The sequence below is a fragment of the Bradyrhizobium sp. USDA 3240 genome (assembly GCF_054063295.1).
In genome coordinates, this window is record NZ_JBSSGD010000002.1 from 3,113,826 (window position 1) to 3,132,013 (window position 18,188).

Genomic DNA, 18,188 nt, shown 5'->3' on the forward strand with positions numbered 1-18,188 from the left:
CTCAGGTGTTCTTCAGCGCGACGCGGAATTCCGCCTCGGTCTTGGCCTTGACCTCGTCGAGCGTGACGCCGTCGGCGAGCTCGATCAGCGCCATGCCGTCCTTGCCGTGCTTGTCGATGGTGAACACCGCCAAATCCGTGACGACCATGTCGACCACGCGCTCGCCGGTCAGCGGCAGGTTGCACTGCTTGAGCAGCTTCGCACCGTCCTTGGCGGAATGCTCCATCACGACCACAACGCGCTTGACGCCGGCGACGAGGTCCATGGCGCCGCCCATGCCCTTCACCATCTTGCCCGGGATCATCCAGTTGGCGAGGTCGCCGTTCTGCGCCACCTGCATGGCGCCGAGGATCGACAGATCGATATGACCGCCGCGCACCATGCCGAAGGAATCGGCCGAGGAGAAATAGCTGGTCGACGGCAATTCGCTCACGGTCTGCTTGCCGGCGTTGATGAGATCGGCGTCCACCTCGTCCTCATAGGGGAACGGGCCCATGCCGAGCATGCCGTTCTCGCTCTGCAGGTTCACGTCGACGCCGTCGGGGATGTAGTTCGAGACCAGCGTCGGGATGCCGATGCCGAGATTGACGTAATAGCCGTCGCGCAATTCCTTGGCGGCGCGGGCGGCCATCTGTTCACGGGTCCAGGCCATGAGGCTCTCCTGAAGAACTACTTATTGGTTGCGCATGATCTTGTCGGAAAACCGGTGCCCGGTTTTCCGGATCATGCGTTAAGCGGCGGGCCGCGGGCGGGTGTTGCGGAACTCGATCCGCTTCTTGCCGGTCCCGACCTCGATGATGCGTTTGACGAAGATGCCGGGGGTGTGGATGTGGTCCGGATCGATCTCGCCGGCCGGCACCAGATGCTCGACCTCGGCAACGGTGACCTTCGCGGCGGTTGCCATCATCGGGTTAAAGTTGCGCGCGGTCTTGCGGTAGACCAAATTGCCGGCGGTGTCGCCCTTCCAGGCGTGCACGATGGCGACGTCGGCAAACAGGCCGCGTTCCATGATGTACTTCTCGCCGTCGAATTCCTTCACTTCCTTGCCTTCGGCGATCAGCGTGCCGACGCCGGTCTTGGTGTAGAAGGCCGGGATGCCGGCGCCGCCGGCGCGAATGCGCTCGGCCAGCGTGCCCTGCGGGTTGAACTCGAGCTCGAGCTCGCCGGCGAGATATTGCTGCGCGAACAGCTTGTTCTCGCCGACATAGGACGAGATCATCTTCTTGATCTGGCGCGTCTCCAGGAGCCGGCTGAGGCCGATGCCGTCGACGCCGGCATTGTTGGAGACGACGGTGAGGCCCTTGACGCCGGATTCGCGGATCGCGTCCGACAGGGTCTCGGCGATGCCGCAGAGGCCGAAGCCGCCCGACATGATCATCATGCCGTCCTTGAGGAGACCATCGAGTGCCGATTTGGCGTCGGGATAAACCTTGTTCATGCAATGAATACCTGATGGAGGGCGCGGAACGGCTCTGTCCAACGGATTATTAGGCGAAATCTTCGCAATGCGTCAATCACGGCCCCGCGCGGCGGCGGGCGGCAGCCTGCGACATCAACATGGCCTTGAAAGCGACAAGAAAACCCTTCAAGTTGTGTGGGTTGGCACCGGCTTCCATTGCGCAGCCGGCAGTGTTCGACGACGACCCGACAAAACTCAACCCGACCCGGATATGTCATTGACGATGGCCCAAGGAATTAAGCGCCTGGGGATGCCGATCGCGGCGCTTTTCGGCCTGGCGCTGGTCGGGCTGGTCGGAACGTCGTGGTTCCTCAACCGGGACGCGCTGCGGAGCGCGGTGGAAGCGCAGATTCGCGGCGTGACCGGGCTCGAGCTCGTCGTCAACGGCCCGATCGACGTTTCGGTGTTTCCCGGCAGCTATGTCTCCTTCCATAATGTCGGGCTGAAGGGCGCCGATACCACCGGTCCTGCCCTGCAGGTCGATGTGCTGACTGCCAATCTGCGTCTGCTGCCGCTGTTGCTACGGCGGTTCGAGATCGCCGACGTCATGATGCTCCGTCCGCATATCCGTGTGGTCCGCGACAGCGCCGGCGAGAGCAACTGGACCCCGTTCGTCGAGACCATCGCCAAGACGATGACGCCCGGCGCCGCGAACCAGGTGTCGTTCTCCGAGATACGGATCCAGGACGGCGAGCTGAATTACCAGGATGGCACCAACAATATCTCCGAGCAGCTCGGCGACATCGACCTGTCGCTGGCCTGGCCCTCGATCTCGCGCTCCTTTGCCGCAACCGGCCAGTTCGACTGGCGCGGCGAGCGCGTCGACGGCTCGATCAGCGCCAGCGATTTCGTCGCGCTGCTGTCGGGCGACCGTTCCGGCCTCAAGGCACGGCTGGCCAGCGCGCCGCTGAAGGTTGCGTTCGACGGAACCGTCGCCAACCGCACCAGCCTGATGATGGAAGGCACGGCCACCATGGACTCACCGTCGCTGCGCAATGCGTTGCGCTGGATGGGACAGGCGCCGCCCGGCGGCGGTGGCGGCTTCGGCCGCTTTGCGCTGAAGGCCCGCGCCAATGTGGTCGGCGGATCGGTCGCGCTCACCAATGTCAATGTCGAGCTCGACGGCAACGTCGCCGAGGGCGTGATGACCTACGCCAACAACGGCCGGCAGACGCTGCAGGCGACGCTTGCCGCCGGCAATCTCGATTTCACGCCCTACATCTCGACGTTCCGCCTGCTGGCCAGCGGCCAGCGCGACTGGAACAGGCAGCTGTTCGACCTCTCCTCGCTGTCGTCGACCGATCTCGACATGCGGCTGTCGGCCGCCAAGGTGACGGTCGGCCCGTCCAAGCTCGGCCGCACCGCGTTCGGCGCCAATCTGCGTGGCGGCGCGCTCGCGCTCAGCGTCGGCGAGGCGCAGATGTATGGCGGCATCGCCAAGGGTTCGTTCGCCATCGCGCGCTCGGACGCGGTCGCCGACGTCAGGGCGCAATTCCAGTTCACCGATGTCGATCTGCAGGCCTGCGCCAGCGAACTGTTCGGCATCACGAAATTGTCCGGCCGCGGCAACCTCAACGTCTCCCTGACGGCTTCCGGCTCGAGCCCGTTCGGGCTCGCGTCGTCGCTGGACGGCACCGCGACGCTGAACGGGCACGACGGCGCGATCGCAGGCTTTAATGTCGAGCAATTGCTGCGGCGGCTGGAGAAGCGGCCGCTGTCCGGGCGGCGGCAATTTCCGCTCCGGCTCGACGCCTTATGACAATCTCAGCGTCTCGGTGAAATTCGCCGACGGCGTCGCGACTGCCGACGACATCCATGTCGTGAGCCCCGCGGCCAAGATCACGCTGACCGGCACCGCCTCGGTGCCGTCGCGCGAGTATGATCTCAAGGGCGTCGCCAGCCTGACCTCGGCATCTGCCGGCGGCACCGCGTTCGATTTGCCCTTCGTGATTCAGGGCCCGTGGGACGATCCGCTGATCTTCCCCGATCCGGAAAGCCTGATCCGCCGCTCGCCGGCATCCGCCCCGCTGCTCGACGCCGTGAAGGATCGCAAGACCCGCGACGCGGTGCGCTCGGTGATCGAACGCTTCACCGGCGGCGCCGCACGGCCCGATGCCGCGGCCGGCGCGCCCGGCAACGCTCCGGCAACGGCGGCCGAGAATGCCAAATCGAACTGACCAAGGTCGAACTGGCCAGGGGTCGAACTGATCGATCCATTCACTTTCCGCATCAATGCAGCGGGACTGATCCACGCTCTCCCGCGAGCCCCCTACAGAAGTCGTCGATGCGGCATCTTTATCGGGTCCCGGGCATGCGCTAGTGTTTTCCCTAACCGGTTAAAAAAACCGGCCTCATGAGGGGAGAAGAACGTGAGATCCAAGGTTATCGGTGCGCTATCAATTGCGGTCGCTGCGGTCGGCCTGTTCGCCGCAACTGCACCCGCTCTGGCCCAGGGCAAGACGATCACCGTCTGGTGGGGCAAGGGATTCTACAAGTCCGAAGACGACGCGCTGCTCGATACGATCAAGAAATTCGAAGCCAAGACCGGCATCAAGGTCGAACTGTCGCAATACGCGATCCAGGACATGATTCCGAAGACGGTCGCCGCGCTCGATTCCGGCACCGTTCCCGACGTCGCCTATTCCGACACCTACGATGTGCAGGCCCAGGGCAAGTGGGCCTTCGAGGGCAAGCTCGAAGACCTTTCCGACATCATGCTGCCGATGAAGGACGCCTTCGCGCCGAACACGCTGGAAGCGGCCCTGCTCTACAATGACGTCACCAAGAAGAAGTCCTATTACGGCTTCCCGCTGAAGCAGCAGAGCATGCACGTCCAGATCTGGGGCGACATGCTGGAGAAGGCCGGCTTCAAGGCCGCCGACATCCCGACCAAGTGGGAGGATTACTGGACGTTCTGGTGCGACAAGGTGCAGCCGGGGATCCGCAAGGCGACCGGCCAGCGCATCTACGGCGTCGGCCAGCCGATGGGCGTGGAATCCACCGACTCGTTCCAGTCGTTCTACACCTTCATGGACGCCTACCACGTCAAGCTGGTCGACGACGACGGCAAGCTGCTGGTCGACGATCCCAAGGTGCGCGACGGCCTGATCCACGCGCTGAAGGATTACACCGACACCTACATCAAGGGCTGCACCCCGCCCTCCTCGACGACCTGGAAGGACCCGGACAACAACGTCGCCTTCCACAACAAGACGATCGTGATGACCCACAATTTCACGATCTCGATCGCGGCGAAGTGGTTCGAGGATTCCACCAACCCGGCGCTGACCGACGCGCAGCGCGCCGCCGGCAAGCAGGCCTATGAGCAGGACATCATCACGGCGTCCTTCCCGAAGGCGCCGGATGGCTCGACGATCCGCTACCGCTCCGACGTCAAGACTGGGCTGATCTTCGCCAACGCCAAGAACAAGGCGGAAGGCAAGCAGTTCATCGCGTTCCTGATGCAGGAAGACAACGTGCGGCCCTATATCGAAGGTGCGCTCGGCCGCTGGTTCCCAGTGACCAAGGCCAGCCAGGCCAGCCCGTTCTGGCAGGCCGACCGGCATCGCAAGGCAGTCTGGAATCAGTTCACCGGCGGCACCGCGCCGTTCGACTTTACCAAGAACTGGAAGTTCACCATCCTGAACAACGAGAACGTCTGGGCCAAGGCCATGAACCGCGTCGTCAGCGAGAAGGTGCCGGTGGACAAGGCCGTCGACGAACTGATCGCGCGTATCAAGCAGGTCGCGGGGTAACGTAAAGGATGTCGGCTGGCGCCAAAACTGCTTCCGCGTCGTCCCGGCGAAAGCCGGGACCCATACGCCGCGGCAGCAGTTCTGGAGTATGCTGGTCGACGACTTTCGCGCAACGACCAGGACCTGTGGTTATGGGTCCCGGCCTTCGCCGGGACGACAACGTAGGCGGCATCTCCTTCCTAGAGTAACCGAATGGCGATCACGCTCTCCGCATCCGATGCCCCCTCGCCGCCGCTGTCGGCGCGGCTGACGCCGCCGCAGGTCTGGGGCATCGCGCTGCTGGTGCCCTACCTGCTCGTCTTTCTCGCCTTCGTGGTCTATCCGGTCGGCTACGGCCTGTGGCTGGCGCGCCATCCGTCGAGCTATGTCGCGCTGTACAACGACCCGATCTTCGCGCGCGCCGCCGTCAACACGCTGATCTTCCTGGTCATCGGCATCAACATCAAGATGCTGATCGCGCTGTTCCTGTCCGGCTTCTTCGCCCAGCAGCGGCCCTGGATCAGATGGCTGTCTGTCATCTTCATCCTGCCCTGGGCGGTGCCGTCGATCCCGACCATTCTCTCCGTGCGCTTCATGCTCAATCCCGAATGGGGCGTGGTCAACCAGCTGATCTTCAAGTTCACCGGCGACGACGGCCCGAACTGGCTGAACGATCCCGCGGTCGCGCTCGCGATGGCGATCGGCGTGCACATCTGGAAGTCGCTGCCGTTCTGGACGCTGATCCTGCTGACCGGACGACTCGCCATCCCGCACGATCTGTATGAGGCATCCGACGTCGACGGCGCCAATTGGTGGCAGAAATTCCGCTACATCACCTGGCCGTCGATGCAGACGCTCTACATCACCTGCACGCTGCTCTCGATGATCTGGACGCTCGGCGACTTCAACAGCGTCTATCTGCTCACCGGCGGCGGGCCTGCCGACCTCACCCACGTGCTCTCGACGCTGGGCATCCGCTATCTCAGGCTCGACCAGCTGTCGCTCGCGATGGCCTCGATCGTCTGCGCGATGCCGTTCGTGCTACCGCTGGTCTATTACATGATGAAACGGTTGTCGCGATGAAGCTGCCCACCCTCCGCGAAGTCGGCACCGAGGCCAAGCTGCTGCTGATCGGCATTCCGGTCTTCATCTGGACCATGATCCCGATCTACCACATGTTCGTGTTCGCGATCTCTCCGAAGGAGGACGCGTTCACCGGTAAGCTGTGGCCGACGCATCCGACGCTGCATAATTTCTCGATCGTGTTCCACCAGCAGCATTACTTCCTGCGCGACTTCTGGATCCAGTTCTGGAATTCGGCCGTGATCGCGCTCGCCGTCGGCGCGCTGACGCTGTTCGTCGCCACCGCCGCGGCGTTCTCGATCTCGCGGCTGCGCGTGCCGGGCGGCCGGGCTGTGATGAACCTTGCGCTGTTCACCTATTTCATCCCGGCGGCATTCCTCGCCGTGCCGATGTACCGCACCATGGGCACCTACGGCCTGCTCAACAATCACTGGTCGCTGATTTTGGCGATGGTGACGATCGCCGCGCCCTACGCGATCTGGGTGCTGAAGCAGGCCTCCGACAAGCTGCCGGTCGAGCTCGACGAGGCCGCGACGATGGACGGCGCCACCACGCTGCAACTGTTCCGCCTGGTCTATGTGCCGCTGATGATGCCCTCGCTGGTCGCGGTCGGCACCTATGCGATCCTGCTCGCCTGGAACGAATATCTCTACGCGTTCCTGCTGCTGTCGAAGGACACCGACATCACGCTGCCGGTCGCGCTAGGCAACTTCCTCGCCGCCGACGATTCGCCGTGGGAGCTGTTGATGACCACCGGCTTCATCTACGCGCTGCCGCCGGCCGCGGTCTATTACGCCTTCAAGCGCTACATGGTCGGCGGGCTGACTGCGGGCGCCGTCAAGTCGTGAGGCCCGGAACCGGTCCAACCTCGTCGTCATTGCGAGGAGCTCGCGACAAAATTGCAAAGCAATTTTGCGCTGAAGCGACGAAGCAATCCACCTCTCCGCTTGCGGCGCGATGGATTGCTTCGCTTCGCTCGCAATGACGGGCCGCTACAGAGGCGCGGCGCTTTCGCCGCGCGCGCTCGACAGTTTCGAGGCGAACGAGGCGATCACGATGATCACAGCGATCAGTGCGATCACCAGCGTGCAGATCGCGTTGATCTCGGGCTTCACGCCGAGCCGGACCTCGGAATAGATCCGGATCGGCAGCGTCGCCGAGCCGGGGCCGGTGGTGAAGCTCGCGATCACGACGTCGTCGAGCGACAGCGTGAAGGCGAGCATCCACCCCGCCACGATCGCCGGCACGATCAGCGGCAGCGTCACCAGGAGGAACGCGCGCACCGGATCGCAGCCGAGGTCCATCGCGGCTTCCTCCAGGCTGCGGTCGAGCGTGGCCAGACGCGACTGCACCACAACGGTGACGAAGCACATCGTCAGCGTGGTGTGGGCGATCGTCACCGTCCAGAAGCCGCGCTCGGCGTTCAGCGCCACGAACAGCAGCAGCAGTGACAGGCCGGAAATCACCTCCGGCATGACCAGCGGTGAATACAGCATGCCGGAGAACAGCGCCCGCCCCCGGAACCGTTCGCCGCGCGCCAGCCCGACCGCCGCCAGCGTGCCCAGCAATGTCGCCAGCGTCGCCGACACTGCGGCGACCGACAGGCTCATCCACGCCGCCTCCAGCATGGCGCGGTCGTTGAAGAACTCGTGGTACCAGCGCAGCGACCAGCCGCCCCACACCGTCACCAGCCGCGAGGCGTTGAAGGAGTAGATCACGAGGATGACGATCGGCAGATAGAGGAACGCCAGCCCGAGCGCCAGCGACGTCATGTTGAAGCGCGTGAGCTTGGTAACGGTACCAGCCATCAGCGATTGCTCTCGAGCTGGCGGCGTTGCAGGCGGTCGTAGAGCACGAGCGGAGGCACCAGCAAGAGCAGCAGCGCCACCGCCGCGGCGGATGCCACCGGCCAGTCCTTGTTGGTGAAGAACTCGAGCCACAGCGTCTGCCCGATCATCAGCGAATTGGAGCCGGCGAGCAAATCGGGGATCACGAACTCGCCGACGATGGGAATGAAGCAGAGCAGCGCGCCGGCGCCGACGCCGGGCAGCGATAGCGGAAACGTCACCAGCCAGAACGCCTGCCGCGGCGAGGCGCCGAGGTCGCCCGCGGCCTCCAAGAGCGAGGCATCCATCTTGGAGAGCGTCGCATAGAGCGGCAGGATCATGAACGGCAGATAGGAGTAGACGATGCCAAGATACATCGCGCTGTCGGTCGACAACCAGACCACCGGCGCGGACACGATGTGCAGCGTGAGCAGGATCTGGTTGAGCAGACCGTCATGCTGCAAAATGTTGATCCAGGCGTAGATGCGGATCAGGAACGAGGTCCAGAACGGTACGATGACCAGCATCATGGCCACGCCCTGCCAGCGCTGCGGCAGCCGCGCCATGCCGTAGGCGACGGGATAGCCGATCAGCAGCAAGATCAAGGTCGAGGTCACAGCGACGACGAGGCTGCGCAGATAGGACAGGATGTACAGATTGTCCTGCAGCAGCAGGCGGAAATTGTCGAACGACAGTTGCGCAAACGCGGCCGCCAGCGCCGCGCGGCCCTCGGTGAAATCGAACACCGGCGTATAGGGCGGCTGCGCGATCGCGGTCTGCGACAGGCTGATCTTCAGCACGAAGCCGAACGGCACCAGGAAGAACAGCACCATCCAGAGATAGGGCGCGATCGCGGCAAGCCGCGCCGGCCGCGCGAAGATGCGGCGCGCGCTCATTGCTCGAGCACCAGGCAGTCGTCGGCGGTGAACCACGCCACCACGCGCTGGCCGGCGAGATAGGCGTCGACATCGAGCCGTGCGGTATTGGCCATCGACGACCGCACCACCGCGCCGGACTCCAGCCTCACCCGATAGCTCGTCACGCCGCCGAGATAATTGACGTCGGCGACGACGCCCGCCAGCCGGTTGATCGTCTGCGATCCGCCCGCGTCCGAGGCCGGTGCGCGGCGCGACAACTTCACCTTCTCGGGGCGGATCGCGACGCTGACCACCTCCTTGGTCACCGGCGGCCACAGCTCACTGACCGCGAGCGTACCTGCTTCCGCGGTCGAGACCGTCAACCGTCCATTCTCGCGGGCGGCGACCTGGCCGTTGAACAGGTTGATGTCGCCGACGAACTCGGCAATCCAGCGCGAGGCTGGCGCCTCGTAAAGATTGCGCGGGGTTGCGACCTGCACCAGACGGCCGGCATCCATCACCCCGATCCGACCGGCCATCGTCATCGCCTCCTCTTGATCGTGGGTGACGATGATGAAGGTCATGCCGAGCCGGCGTTGCAGCTCCATCAACTCTCCTTGCGTGCTCTCGCGCAGCTTCTTGTCGAGCGCGGCGAGCGGCTCGTCGAGCAGCAGCACCTGCGGGCGGCGCGCCAGCGAGCGCGCCAGCGCCACGCGTTGCCGCTGTCCACCGGAGAGCTGGTCGGGCTTGCGCTTCTCGAGCCCCTCGAGCTTGACGAGCGCCACCATCTCGGCAACGCGGCTCGCGATGTCGCGGCGCGCCATGCCGGCACGCCTGAGGCCGAAGGCGATGTTGTCGCGCACCGACAGATGCGGAAACAGCGCATAGTTCTGGAACATCATGTTGACGGGCCGCTCGTGCGGCAGCACCTGGGCGATGTCGTTGCCGCCGAGCAGGATGCGGCCCTCGTCCGGGGTCTCGAAGCCGGCGAGCATGCGGAGCAGCGTGGTCTTGCCGCAGCCACTCGGGCCGAGCAGCGCGAAGAACTCGCCGGCGCGAATGTCGAGCGAAAGCTGGTCGACCGCGCGGAAATTGCCGAACGACTTGGCGACGCCCTCGATCCGCAGCAGCGGCATGTCCGAGACGGCCGGTTCAGGCAACGGCCTTGCCGCCTCCGCACTCGCTTCGCCCGATGTCACGTCCGCAAGCCCCGATTCCCCGATAGGTCCGATCCTGGCGGCAAGCTAGCGGCGGATCGCCACCGGCTCAACCGCCTCACGAACATCTCCCGCAATATTGTCGGCTTCCGCGCCTCTGCTGGAGCGTTTTCGAGCGAAGTGGAAACCGGTTCGCGTGACGAAAACGCGTCAAAACAAAAAGCTAGAGCTTCGGTTCTGATTCAATCGGAACCGAAAATGCTCTAGACTCGCAGCCAAACTCGGGAGGACAACCGATGATTCACGACCGCTACGGCCTGCAGCTGACCACCACCTCGGACCGCGCCGCCGCATATTATGTCGACGGCGTCGACCGCATGCTGGCGGCGCTGCACGGCGCCGATGCCGCGTTCGAGGCGGCGATCGCCGAGGACCCCGATTTCGCGCTGGCCCATCTCGGCCGTGCCCGCGTCCACCAGCTCAACATGGAAGGCGCCAACGCCCGCGCGAAGGCGGCCGATGCGCGGCAGCTGGCGGCGGCCGCGAGCCCGCGCGAGCGCCAGCACATCGAGATCATCGCGTCCGTGATCGAGGGCCAGGGCAAGAAGGCGATGACCGCCGCCGAACAGCATCTCGCCGAATATCCGCGCGATGCGCAGATACTCTCGCTGTTGCTCGGTGCCTTCGGCCTCTACGCCTTCTCCGGCCGGTCCGACCATGACGCCGCCCGGCTCGCAATCTCCGAACGTTATACCAGCGACTATGGCGACGACTGGTGGTTCCTCACCTATCTCGGCTGGTCGAAGACCGAGGCCGGTGATGTCGTCTCGGGCCGCGCCGTCACCGAGCGCGGCTATGCGCTGAAGCCGGAGAACGCCGGCGCCGCGCACGCGGTGGCGCATGCGCTGTTCGAGCAGGGCGACGCGGCGGAAGGCCGCAGCTTCCTCTCCGGATGGCTGCCGGCGAATGATCGCACCAGCTTCCTGCAGGGCCATCTCGCCTGGCACCTCGCCTTGATCGCGATCGAGGAGGGCGACGCCGACGGCGCGCTCGCGATCTACGAGCAGCACATCAAGCCGGCGGGCCGACCCTATCCACCGCTCAATATCTACACCGACACGGCCTCGCTGCTGTGGCGGCTGTCGGTCGCCGGCAAGACCGGCCTCGAATCACACTGGAAGGATGTCGCCGCCTATGGCGACGGATACTTCCCCAAGGCCGGCGCGCATTTCGCCGACGTGCATCACGCGCTGGTCGCAGCCACGACGAACAACGACGCGCTTGAGGCGCGGCTGACCGAGATGGCGGCGCGCGACGTCGACGGCAAGCTGGCGCCCGGCCCCGCCGCGATCGGGCTCGGCCGCGGCGTCGCCGCCTTCGCCGCCGGCGACCATGACAGCGCCGTGCGTATCCTGGCGCCGCTGATGCCCGAGCTGGTGCGGATCGGCGGCAGCCATGCGCAACGCGAATTGTGGGAGGACACCTTCATCGTCGCATGCTTGCGCGCGGGTCAAGGCCGGCAAGCGACGAACCTGATTTCGGAGCGGCTGCATCGCCGTCCATCCAAGCGTGATCTCGCCTGGTCACAGGAGGCAGCGCGGCAATAGCCGAACCTCAATCCGGCTTCGCCATGAATGCCGCAAGCGCATCCTGATCGGCTTGCGGCATGGTCAGGCCGAGCTTGGAGCGCCGCCACAGGATATCGTCGGGAAAGCGCGCCCATTCCTTGCGCATGAGGTAGCGCACCTCAGTTCCAGTCAGTTCGGGGCCGAAGGCCGGACCGAGATCGGCCTTCTGCTTTGCCTCGCCCAGGATATCCTTCACGTTCAGCCCGTAGGCGGCCACCAGCCGCCGCGCCTCGTCCTCGCCCAGGAAGCGCCAGCGATCGCGCGCGATGTCGACCTCGGTCTCGAAGCGCTGCCACGCGAATTCGCCGCCCGGCAGCGGCACTGTTGCGGTCCAGCGCGGCGTGATCGGATAGAACCGCGTGAATTCCGACACCGCCCGCTCGGCGCGACGCCGGGAGGTGGTGACGTCACCGCCGAAGATGGTGAGCAGCGGCGCCTTGCCACGCCGGAAATCGAGTGACGCCGCGCCATCACTGCTGCGCCGGCGCACGGGAGCGACGACGGAATTGGCGCCGGAAATCGTGCGCAGCACATCGGCCGGAGTGATCTGCTCGCGAAAATAGCGATTGGCTGCGTCGCAGAGATAGGCCACTTCGCGCACGCCCATCGCGACAATGGCGGGATCGCCCTTGAAAGGATGACTGACGCTACCGATCAGGGTGAAGTCGCGCGCGTAGGGACTGGCGAAGACCAGTTGTCCGTCGAGGTTCTGGAACGCATAGACGTTGTCGCAGTCGAACAGCCGGCGCACCACTATCTGGCTGATCTGCACGGTCGCGAGCGGTGGCGCCGGCGCGCGCAACACGGTGTCGGCGACGGAGGCGGCCCATGCGCCGGTGGTGTTGACCAGCGACCGCGCGGTGATCACCCGGCGATAGCCACGGTCGATCACGACCAGCCGCCAGGTCTCGCCGCGCTCGGCCCTGGTCACGCGCGCGCCGGTGCGGATATCGGCGCCGCGTGCGGCGGCATCGACGGCGTTGAGCACGACGAGCCGGGAATCGTCGACGACGCAATCGGAATATTCGAACGCGGTTCCGAACGGCCGCTTCAGCGCATTGCCGACCGGATGGTGGGTGACATCCAGCGTCGTCGAGCGTGGCAGGCCGCTACGCGAGGCCAACCGTTCGTACAGCAGCAGCAACGACCGCAATTGCCACGGCGGCCGTTCCTCGGCATGCGCCGGGATCGCGAAGCGCGCCGGCCGCACCAGATGCGGCGCGATGCGCAGCAACACATCGCGTTCCCTGAGCGCCCTGCGGACGCGGAAGAACTCGCGCCGCTCCAGCCCGGCCAGATCGCCGTGGACCAGCCGCGGCGAGGCCCCCGACGCGCCGGAGCCGAGATCGCCCTGCTCCAGCAGGACCACGCGCAAGCCGCGGCCGGCCGCATCGCGCGCAATGCTCGTGCCGTTCAGGCCTCCGCCGATGATCGCGAGATCATAATCCGCCATGCGCAACGGCTATCGCATTTCAATGCGAACGAAATACGTATTCGCACGAGAAATGCGTTCAAGGCGCGGCGCTTGACGACATGATGTCTGGATAAGGCGGCCTCACGGCACACTCCACCTCTCCCGCCTGCGAGGGCGAGCGTACGCTTGCATGATTTCGGAATATTGGAAGAATGCTCCTGAGTTGCCCGACGTGTCAAGTCGCCTGCTCGAACGCCGGCCGCCGCCCGCTACTTTGCATGGGGTTGTTTTCGATATTTTGGCGGCGCCCGTGCGACGGCCCCGCAAGCGGGAGAGGCACACTGTCTTGGCGACGGTTATCCAATCTAACTCCATCGCTAGTCCACACCGACCGAGGCAAAGAAGTGTTCGGGGCTATCGACCTCGATTAGCTTCTTGCCTTCGATCACCCAGAACCGGTTGGCCACTGTCCGCACGAACTGGCGGTCGTGCGACACCAGCAGGCAGCTGGCCTGCTGCTCCATCAGTTCGTCCTCCAGCGTCTCCTGGCCCTCGATGTCGAGGTGGTTGGTTGGCTCGTCGAGCAGATAGAAGTTCGGCAGGGTGAGCCGCAGCACCAGCATGCCGAGACGGGCCTTCTGCCCGCCCGACAGCCGTCCGATCGGACGCCCCTGCATCTCGATCGTGAGCCCGGCGCCGGCAAGCAGGCCGCGCGCACGCTGATCGCCGACCTCGAAGCGCCACGTCAGCATGCGCATCGGCGTGTCGCTATCCGCGAGATCGGCCAGCACCTGGTCGCAATAGCCAAGCACCAGCGACTCGGTGGCCCTGATCTCGGCGGCTGCCGCCTCCGCGTCCTCGATCGCCAGCCGCAGCGCCGCGACGAACCGGGTCTTGCCCGCGCCGTTCGGCCCGAGCAGCGCGATCCGGTCGCCCTTGCAGATGAACTGCTGGCCGGTCCTGAACAGCGGCCTGCCGTCCGGTGTGGCGATCGCGGCGTTGTTCAGCCTGATAAGAACCTTCGCATGGGTGTCACGGTTGGCGAGCCGGATCGCTCCCGCCGAGCGTTCGACATGCGCCGGCTTCGCCGTCTCTTCGAGCTTCTCGGCGCGCTGCTTCAACTGCTTGGTCTTCGACAGCAGAAGGTCGCTGCCGGAATTGATGCCGAGGTTGTTGAGCTTGGCGGCCTGCTGCCGGAGCTGCCGGACGGCCTTCATGTCGCGCTGAAAGCGCCGCTCGTCCGAGGCATCGAACTCGTCGAGCGCCGCGCGCGCCGCGGTGTAGGGCAACGCGAACAGCTGCGACCGTTCCGGGCGCAGGAACAGCGTCCGGTTGGTGGTCGCGTCGAGGAAGGCGCGATCGTGGCTCGCGATCACCACCGGCATCTCGCGCGGCAGCGCATTCAGCCAGGCCTCGAGCCGGCCGATCTTGGCGAGGTCGAGATGGTTGGTCGGCTCGTCGAGCAGCAGCACGTCGGGCTCGGTCACCAGCACACGGGCAAGCATTGCAAGCCGGAGCCAGCCGCCGCTCAATTGCCTCAGCGGTCGCGCCCACAACTCCTCGGGCACATCGAGCGATTGCAAGGCGACGTCGACCCGCCAGCTCTCGCCGGCGCGCTGCTCGCCGGGTAGCGCCTCGAGCACGGCAGCATGGAACGGGGTATCCAGCAGCCTCGGCGGCGCGTCCTGCTCGACATGGCCGACGGTCAGGCCGCGCGCGCGGGTGATGTCGCCTTCATTGGGCTCCATCGTGCCTGCGATACAGCGCAGCAGCGTGGACTTGCCCCGGCCATTGGCGGCGACGAGGCCGATCCGGTCGCCGGCATTGACGACAAAATTCAGTTCGGAAAACAGCGGCGCGTTCAGCGTCACGCCGAGATTGCGTACATTGATGAGGGTCACGATCAATTCTCTGGTCTTGCCGGCGATCACGACATCATCCTGAGGCGTCCAGCCATCATCGGATGTGCGTGTCGGTGCGCGGCGAGGGATTCAAATGCAGGCGCGAACGCTCAAACGTTCGACGCCGCACGGCCACGAAGGGCAGACCAGGAAGAGATTTTGTCCGAGTTTCCGGTCAGCCCTGCAAACGCATTTGCAGGGCGTTGACGGGGCCACGCTTGAGGTGGGGATCAGTGAATCTCGCCACGACGCAGCCCTCCTTTCTCGGCCGAAATGATGTGGTGGTTCGACGGTAACCGGACGTGCAAGGGATGGCAAGCGCAGCCGGCGGCGCCGACCTGACGGTTCAGGCCGATTTACCCGGCCCTGCGCACGGTCTCGGCCAGCCGGTCGCCGCCGACCAGCGCGGCAAATTGACCGATCGGCGCCGGCCTGCCGATCAGATAGCCCTGCACCGCGTCGCAGCCTTCCTCGGAGAGGAAACTGAGCTGCGCCTCGGTCTCGACGCCTTCGGCGACGATCGACATCTCAAGGCCGTGGCCGAGATCGATGACCGCGCGGACGATCGCGGCCGATTGCGGATTGCGGCCGAGATTGATGACGAAGGCGCGGTCGATCTTGATCTTGTCGAACGGAAACGCCTGCAGATAGCTCAGCGAGGAATAGCCGCTGCCGAAATCGTCCATCGAGATGCGCACGCCGAGCGTCTTCAGCCGACGCAGCAGCGACAGGCCGCGGTCGAAATCCTCGATCAGCACGCCCTCGGTGATTTCGAGCTCGAGCCGGTCAGGCGTCAGCCCGGTCTCGAGCAGGATCGAATGGACGAGGCCGACGAGGTCGCCATGGGTGAATTGCGCCGGCGACAGGTTCACGGCGACCTGCATCGGCATAGCCCATGAGGCGGCCTCACGGCAGGCTTCGCGCAAGATCCATTCGCCCATCTCGACGATCAGGCCGCTTTCTTCTGCGAGCGGAATGAAGTCACTGGGCGGCACGAAGCCGCGCAGCGGATGGTGCCAGCGCGCCAGCGCCTCGAAGCCGATGATCTGGCTGCCCGCAACGCTCGCGCCGGTGGCGGCCTGCGGCTGGTAGTAGAGCGACAATTCGCCGTTCTTGATCGCGACCGACAGCTCCTGGTGCAGCACGCGGCGATCGCGGATCTGCTGGTCCATCTCCGGCTCGAAGATCGAGATCGTGCCGCGCGACTTGGCTTTGGCGCGGAACAGCGCTGCGCCGGAATTGGCCAGCAGCGAGGCCGCGTCGGATCCGTTGTGCGGGAACATCGCGACCCCCGCGGTGAGGCCGGTTCGCACCGATTTGCCGTCGATCGCGAAATCCTCACCCAACGCCTCGGCGGCCTGCTCGGCCAGCGCAATACCGGCGGCCGGTTGCTGGCCGTCAATGATGAGGCCGAATTCGTCGCCGGATAGCCGCGCAACCACGCCGCCGCGCGCCACGTTCTGCAAGCGCTGCGCGACTTCGATCAGCACCTTGTCGCCCATCGCATGGCCGTAGACGTCGTTGATCTCCTTCAGCCCGTCGAGGTCGACGCAGAGCACGGCGAATTCCTCGTCGGTGCCGTCGCAGGCCTCGATCATCTGGGTCAGTGCTTGCAGGAACGCGGCGCGGTTCGGCAGATCGGTCAGGCCGTCGTGGTAGGCCATGTGCGCCATGCGCGACTCGGTCTGGCGCCGGTCGGTGACGTCCTCATGGGTCTTGATCAGATATTGCGGCTCGCCATGGTCGTCGAGCACGGTCATGCGGCGGGTCAGGAACAGCCGCAGGCCGTCCTTGGTCGAGATCGGGTGCTCCTCGGCGATCATGCTGCGCTTCCGGATCGCGGCCTCGTCCCGGGCGACGATCAGCTTGGCTTCGCGCGCATTGAAGATGTCGGACGCGGTGAGGCCGGCGGCGTCTTCGCGGCGGCGGTTGAGGATCGTCTCGGCGCTGCGGTTGGCCAGGAGGTAGCGGCCGTCGCTGACTCGCTGCACGATCAGCGAGACCGGGATGTTGTCGACCACGAGCTCGAGGAATTTCTTGTTGTTCTCGAGCTCGCGCGACAGCGAACGGCGGTCGGTGACGTCCTCGAACAGCGCGATCAGGAATTCCGGATCGCCGGCCTCGTTGCGGGCGATTACGCGGTTCGATGCCAGGATGCGCTTCTCCGAGCCGCGTTCGACGAAGAATTCGCTGCGGTGATAGCCTTCGGGCGCGTCGAGCGCCGCGCGGTCGGCAGTGTCGATGCTGACGGCGGTCTCGGGACGGAAGATCTCGTCGGCGCGCTTGCCCACGATGTGATCGCGCGAGAAGCGCGAGAAGCGCTCGAACGCGCGGTTGGCGAAGATGTAGCGGCCGTCCTCGATGTTCTTGGCCGCGACGCAGACCGGGACGTTGTCGAGCACGGATTCGAGGAATTGCGTAGTCGAGGCGAGCTTGCGCGACAGCTTGCGCTGGTCGGTGCAATCGAGATGGGTCGCCACCGAGCCGCCGTTCGGCAGCGGAAAATATTTCACCAGCACCGACCGGCCGCCGGGCAGTTCAGTGACCAGCCCGTCGGGCGTTGCGGCCCTGGCAAAGAAATCCTCGGCGCTGATGTCGAGTACGCCGCGGTCGCGGCGCAGCTCCAATAGCTCGGTGCCGGTCATGTTGCGCCTGATGTCGGCGCGCGACAGGCCGTAGATGTCGAGATAGCGGTCGTTGCAGAACACGATGCGCTCACGCGCATCGGTCATCACCACACCCTGGTTCAGGTGGTTGAGGGCGGACGACACGAAGGCGTTGCGCCGCAGTTGCGCGCGCTTGGCCTTGCGCAAGGCCGAAAGGATCCACAGCCCGACCGCGCCGAGGAAGGAGGCAACCACCACGCTGCCGATCAGCAGCTCCCAGACCACGCCGGGATCGAGGTCACCAAGATAGGTCGACGGTGCGAAGGCGTCGGAGGCGGCCCAGGCTGCACCGACCGGCACGACGGCGGCGATCAGGCAAAGGACGGCCCTTGCCGGAATCGAATTCTTCCCGCCCGCCTGCCACTTCCTGCCAGCCATCAATCACCCGCGGATTTCCGGGGCGAGTGTCCGGCTCCGGCGGTTTGGATCGGGTAAACGCGTAGGGATGCAACTGGAAAATGCC

The 18,188-nt window shown here is 65.3% G+C and carries 12 protein-coding genes and 1 pseudogene; 5 read left to right on the forward strand and 8 right to left on the reverse strand.

Going from position 1 to position 18,188, the window contains the following annotated elements; genetic code table 11:
* Position 1 precedes the first annotated feature (1 nt).
* Together ACVIGA_RS15575 and ACVIGA_RS15580 are read right to left on the reverse strand one after the other, a co-directional pair.
* Positions 2–652, reverse strand: a complete 651-nt coding sequence (locus tag ACVIGA_RS15575) for a 3-oxoacid CoA-transferase subunit B (protein ID WP_097677082.1) — start codon at positions 650–652, stop codon at positions 2–4.
* A gap of 78 nt (positions 653–730) precedes the next feature.
* Complete coding sequence (locus ACVIGA_RS15580) at positions 731–1,438, reverse strand: CoA transferase subunit A (RefSeq protein ID WP_028336014.1); 708 nt, start codon at positions 1,436–1,438, stop codon at positions 731–733.
* Positions 1,439–1,682: 244 nt separating this feature from the next.
* On the opposite strand from ACVIGA_RS15580, the pseudogene ACVIGA_RS15585 reads away from it, so the two are divergent.
* The 4 genes and pseudogenes from ACVIGA_RS15585 to ACVIGA_RS15600 all read left to right on the forward strand — a co-directional run bounded on the left by ACVIGA_RS15585 (position 1,683) and on the right by ACVIGA_RS15600 (position 7,124).
* A pseudogene (locus tag ACVIGA_RS15585) lies at positions 1,683–3,636 on the forward strand (AsmA family protein).
* Between the two features lie 192 nt (positions 3,637–3,828).
* Entirely contained in the window at positions 3,829–5,214 is a 1,386-nt protein-coding gene (locus ACVIGA_RS15590; RefSeq protein WP_223975999.1) for an ABC transporter substrate-binding protein, read from the forward strand.
* A 192-nt stretch (positions 5,215–5,406) separates the two neighbouring features.
* On the forward strand, positions 5,407–6,276 hold the full coding sequence (locus tag ACVIGA_RS15595; RefSeq protein WP_223975996.1) for a carbohydrate ABC transporter permease: 870 nt from the start codon (positions 5,407–5,409) through the stop codon (positions 6,274–6,276).
* Positions 6,273–7,124 carry a carbohydrate ABC transporter permease gene (locus ACVIGA_RS15600; RefSeq protein ID WP_176533664.1) on the forward strand — a complete coding sequence of 284 codons (852 nt, stop codon included), beginning with the start codon at positions 6,273–6,275 and terminating at the stop codon, positions 7,122–7,124. The genes ACVIGA_RS15595 and ACVIGA_RS15600 overlap by 4 nt, the downstream gene beginning before the upstream one ends.
* A gap of 144 nt (positions 7,125–7,268) precedes the next feature.
* Here the strand turns inward: ACVIGA_RS15600 and ACVIGA_RS15605 are convergent, their stop codons facing one another.
* The 3 genes from ACVIGA_RS15605 to ACVIGA_RS15615 are packed head-to-tail and all read right to left on the reverse strand — an operon-like array spanning position 7,269 to position 10,095.
* Positions 7,269–8,084, reverse strand: coding sequence for an ABC transporter permease (locus ACVIGA_RS15605; protein WP_456667053.1), 816 nt, complete (start codon positions 8,082–8,084; stop codon positions 7,269–7,271).
* Positions 8,084–8,998 (reverse strand): ABC transporter permease, encoded by a 915-nt coding sequence (locus ACVIGA_RS15610; RefSeq protein ID WP_456667054.1) that lies wholly within the window; start codon positions 8,996–8,998, stop codon positions 8,084–8,086. Before ACVIGA_RS15610 ends, ACVIGA_RS15605 begins: the two co-directional genes overlap by 1 nt.
* Positions 8,995–10,095: an ABC transporter ATP-binding protein gene (locus tag ACVIGA_RS15615; protein WP_456670816.1), complete on the reverse strand. Its 1,101-nt coding sequence runs from the start codon at positions 10,093–10,095 to the stop codon at positions 8,995–8,997. The genes ACVIGA_RS15610 and ACVIGA_RS15615 overlap by 4 nt, the downstream gene beginning before the upstream one ends.
* A 398-nt stretch (positions 10,096–10,493) precedes the next feature.
* Between ACVIGA_RS15615 and ACVIGA_RS15620 the strand changes: the two genes are divergently transcribed.
* Positions 10,494–11,723: a tetratricopeptide repeat protein gene (locus tag ACVIGA_RS15620; protein WP_456670817.1), complete on the forward strand. Its 1,230-nt coding sequence runs from the start codon at positions 10,494–10,496 to the stop codon at positions 11,721–11,723.
* A gap of 7 nt (positions 11,724–11,730) precedes the next feature.
* Here ACVIGA_RS15620 and ACVIGA_RS15625 read toward each other — a convergent pair whose 3' ends face one another.
* From ACVIGA_RS15625 to ACVIGA_RS15635, 3 genes are all read right to left on the reverse strand, one after another.
* Positions 11,731–13,197, reverse strand: coding sequence for a glycerol-3-phosphate dehydrogenase (locus ACVIGA_RS15625; RefSeq protein WP_456667055.1), 1,467 nt, complete (start codon positions 13,195–13,197; stop codon positions 11,731–11,733).
* 338 nt (positions 13,198–13,535) lie between these two features.
* On the reverse strand, positions 13,536–15,059 hold the full coding sequence (locus tag ACVIGA_RS15630) for an ABC-F family ATP-binding cassette domain-containing protein (protein WP_456670818.1): 1,524 nt from the start codon (positions 15,057–15,059) through the stop codon (positions 13,536–13,538).
* Positions 15,060–15,415: 356 nt separating this feature from the next.
* A complete protein-coding gene (locus ACVIGA_RS15635) occupies positions 15,416–18,103 on the reverse strand; it encodes a sensor domain-containing protein (protein ID WP_456667056.1) in 2,688 nt (895 codons plus the stop codon).
* Between the last annotated feature and the right edge of the window lie 85 nt (positions 18,104–18,188).

Excerpts from the sequence above, each read along its gene's own strand:
- ACVIGA_RS15605 (WP_456667053.1), bottom strand. The coding sequence starts at position 8,084 with ATGGCTGGTACCGTTACCAAGCTCACGCGCTTCAACATGACGTCGCTG.
- ACVIGA_RS15635 (WP_456667056.1), bottom strand. The coding sequence starts at position 18,103 with ATGGCTGGCAGGAAGTGGCAGGCGGGCGGGAAGAATTCGATTCCGGCA.
- ACVIGA_RS15620 (WP_456670817.1), top strand. The coding sequence starts at position 10,494 with ATGCTGGCGGCGCTGCACGGCGCCGATGCCGCGTTCGAGGCGGCGATC.
- ACVIGA_RS15595 (WP_223975996.1), top strand. The coding sequence starts at position 5,407 with ATGGCGATCACGCTCTCCGCATCCGATGCCCCCTCGCCGCCGCTGTCG.
- ACVIGA_RS15580 (WP_028336014.1), bottom strand. The coding sequence starts at position 1,438 with ATGAACAAGGTTTATCCCGACGCCAAATCGGCACTCGATGGTCTCCTC.
- ACVIGA_RS15625 (WP_456667055.1), bottom strand. The coding sequence starts at position 13,197 with ATGGCGGATTATGATCTCGCGATCATCGGCGGAGGCCTGAACGGCACG.
- ACVIGA_RS15575 (WP_097677082.1), bottom strand. The coding sequence starts at position 652 with ATGGCCTGGACCCGTGAACAGATGGCCGCCCGCGCCGCCAAGGAATTG.
- ACVIGA_RS15600 (WP_176533664.1), top strand. The coding sequence starts at position 6,273 with ATGAAGCTGCCCACCCTCCGCGAAGTCGGCACCGAGGCCAAGCTGCTG.
- ACVIGA_RS15615 (WP_456670816.1), bottom strand. The coding sequence starts at position 10,095 with ATGCCGCTGCTGCGGATCGAGGGCGTCGCCAAGTCGTTCGGCAATTTC.
- ACVIGA_RS15610 (WP_456667054.1), bottom strand. The coding sequence starts at position 8,998 with ATGAGCGCGCGCCGCATCTTCGCGCGGCCGGCGCGGCTTGCCGCGATC.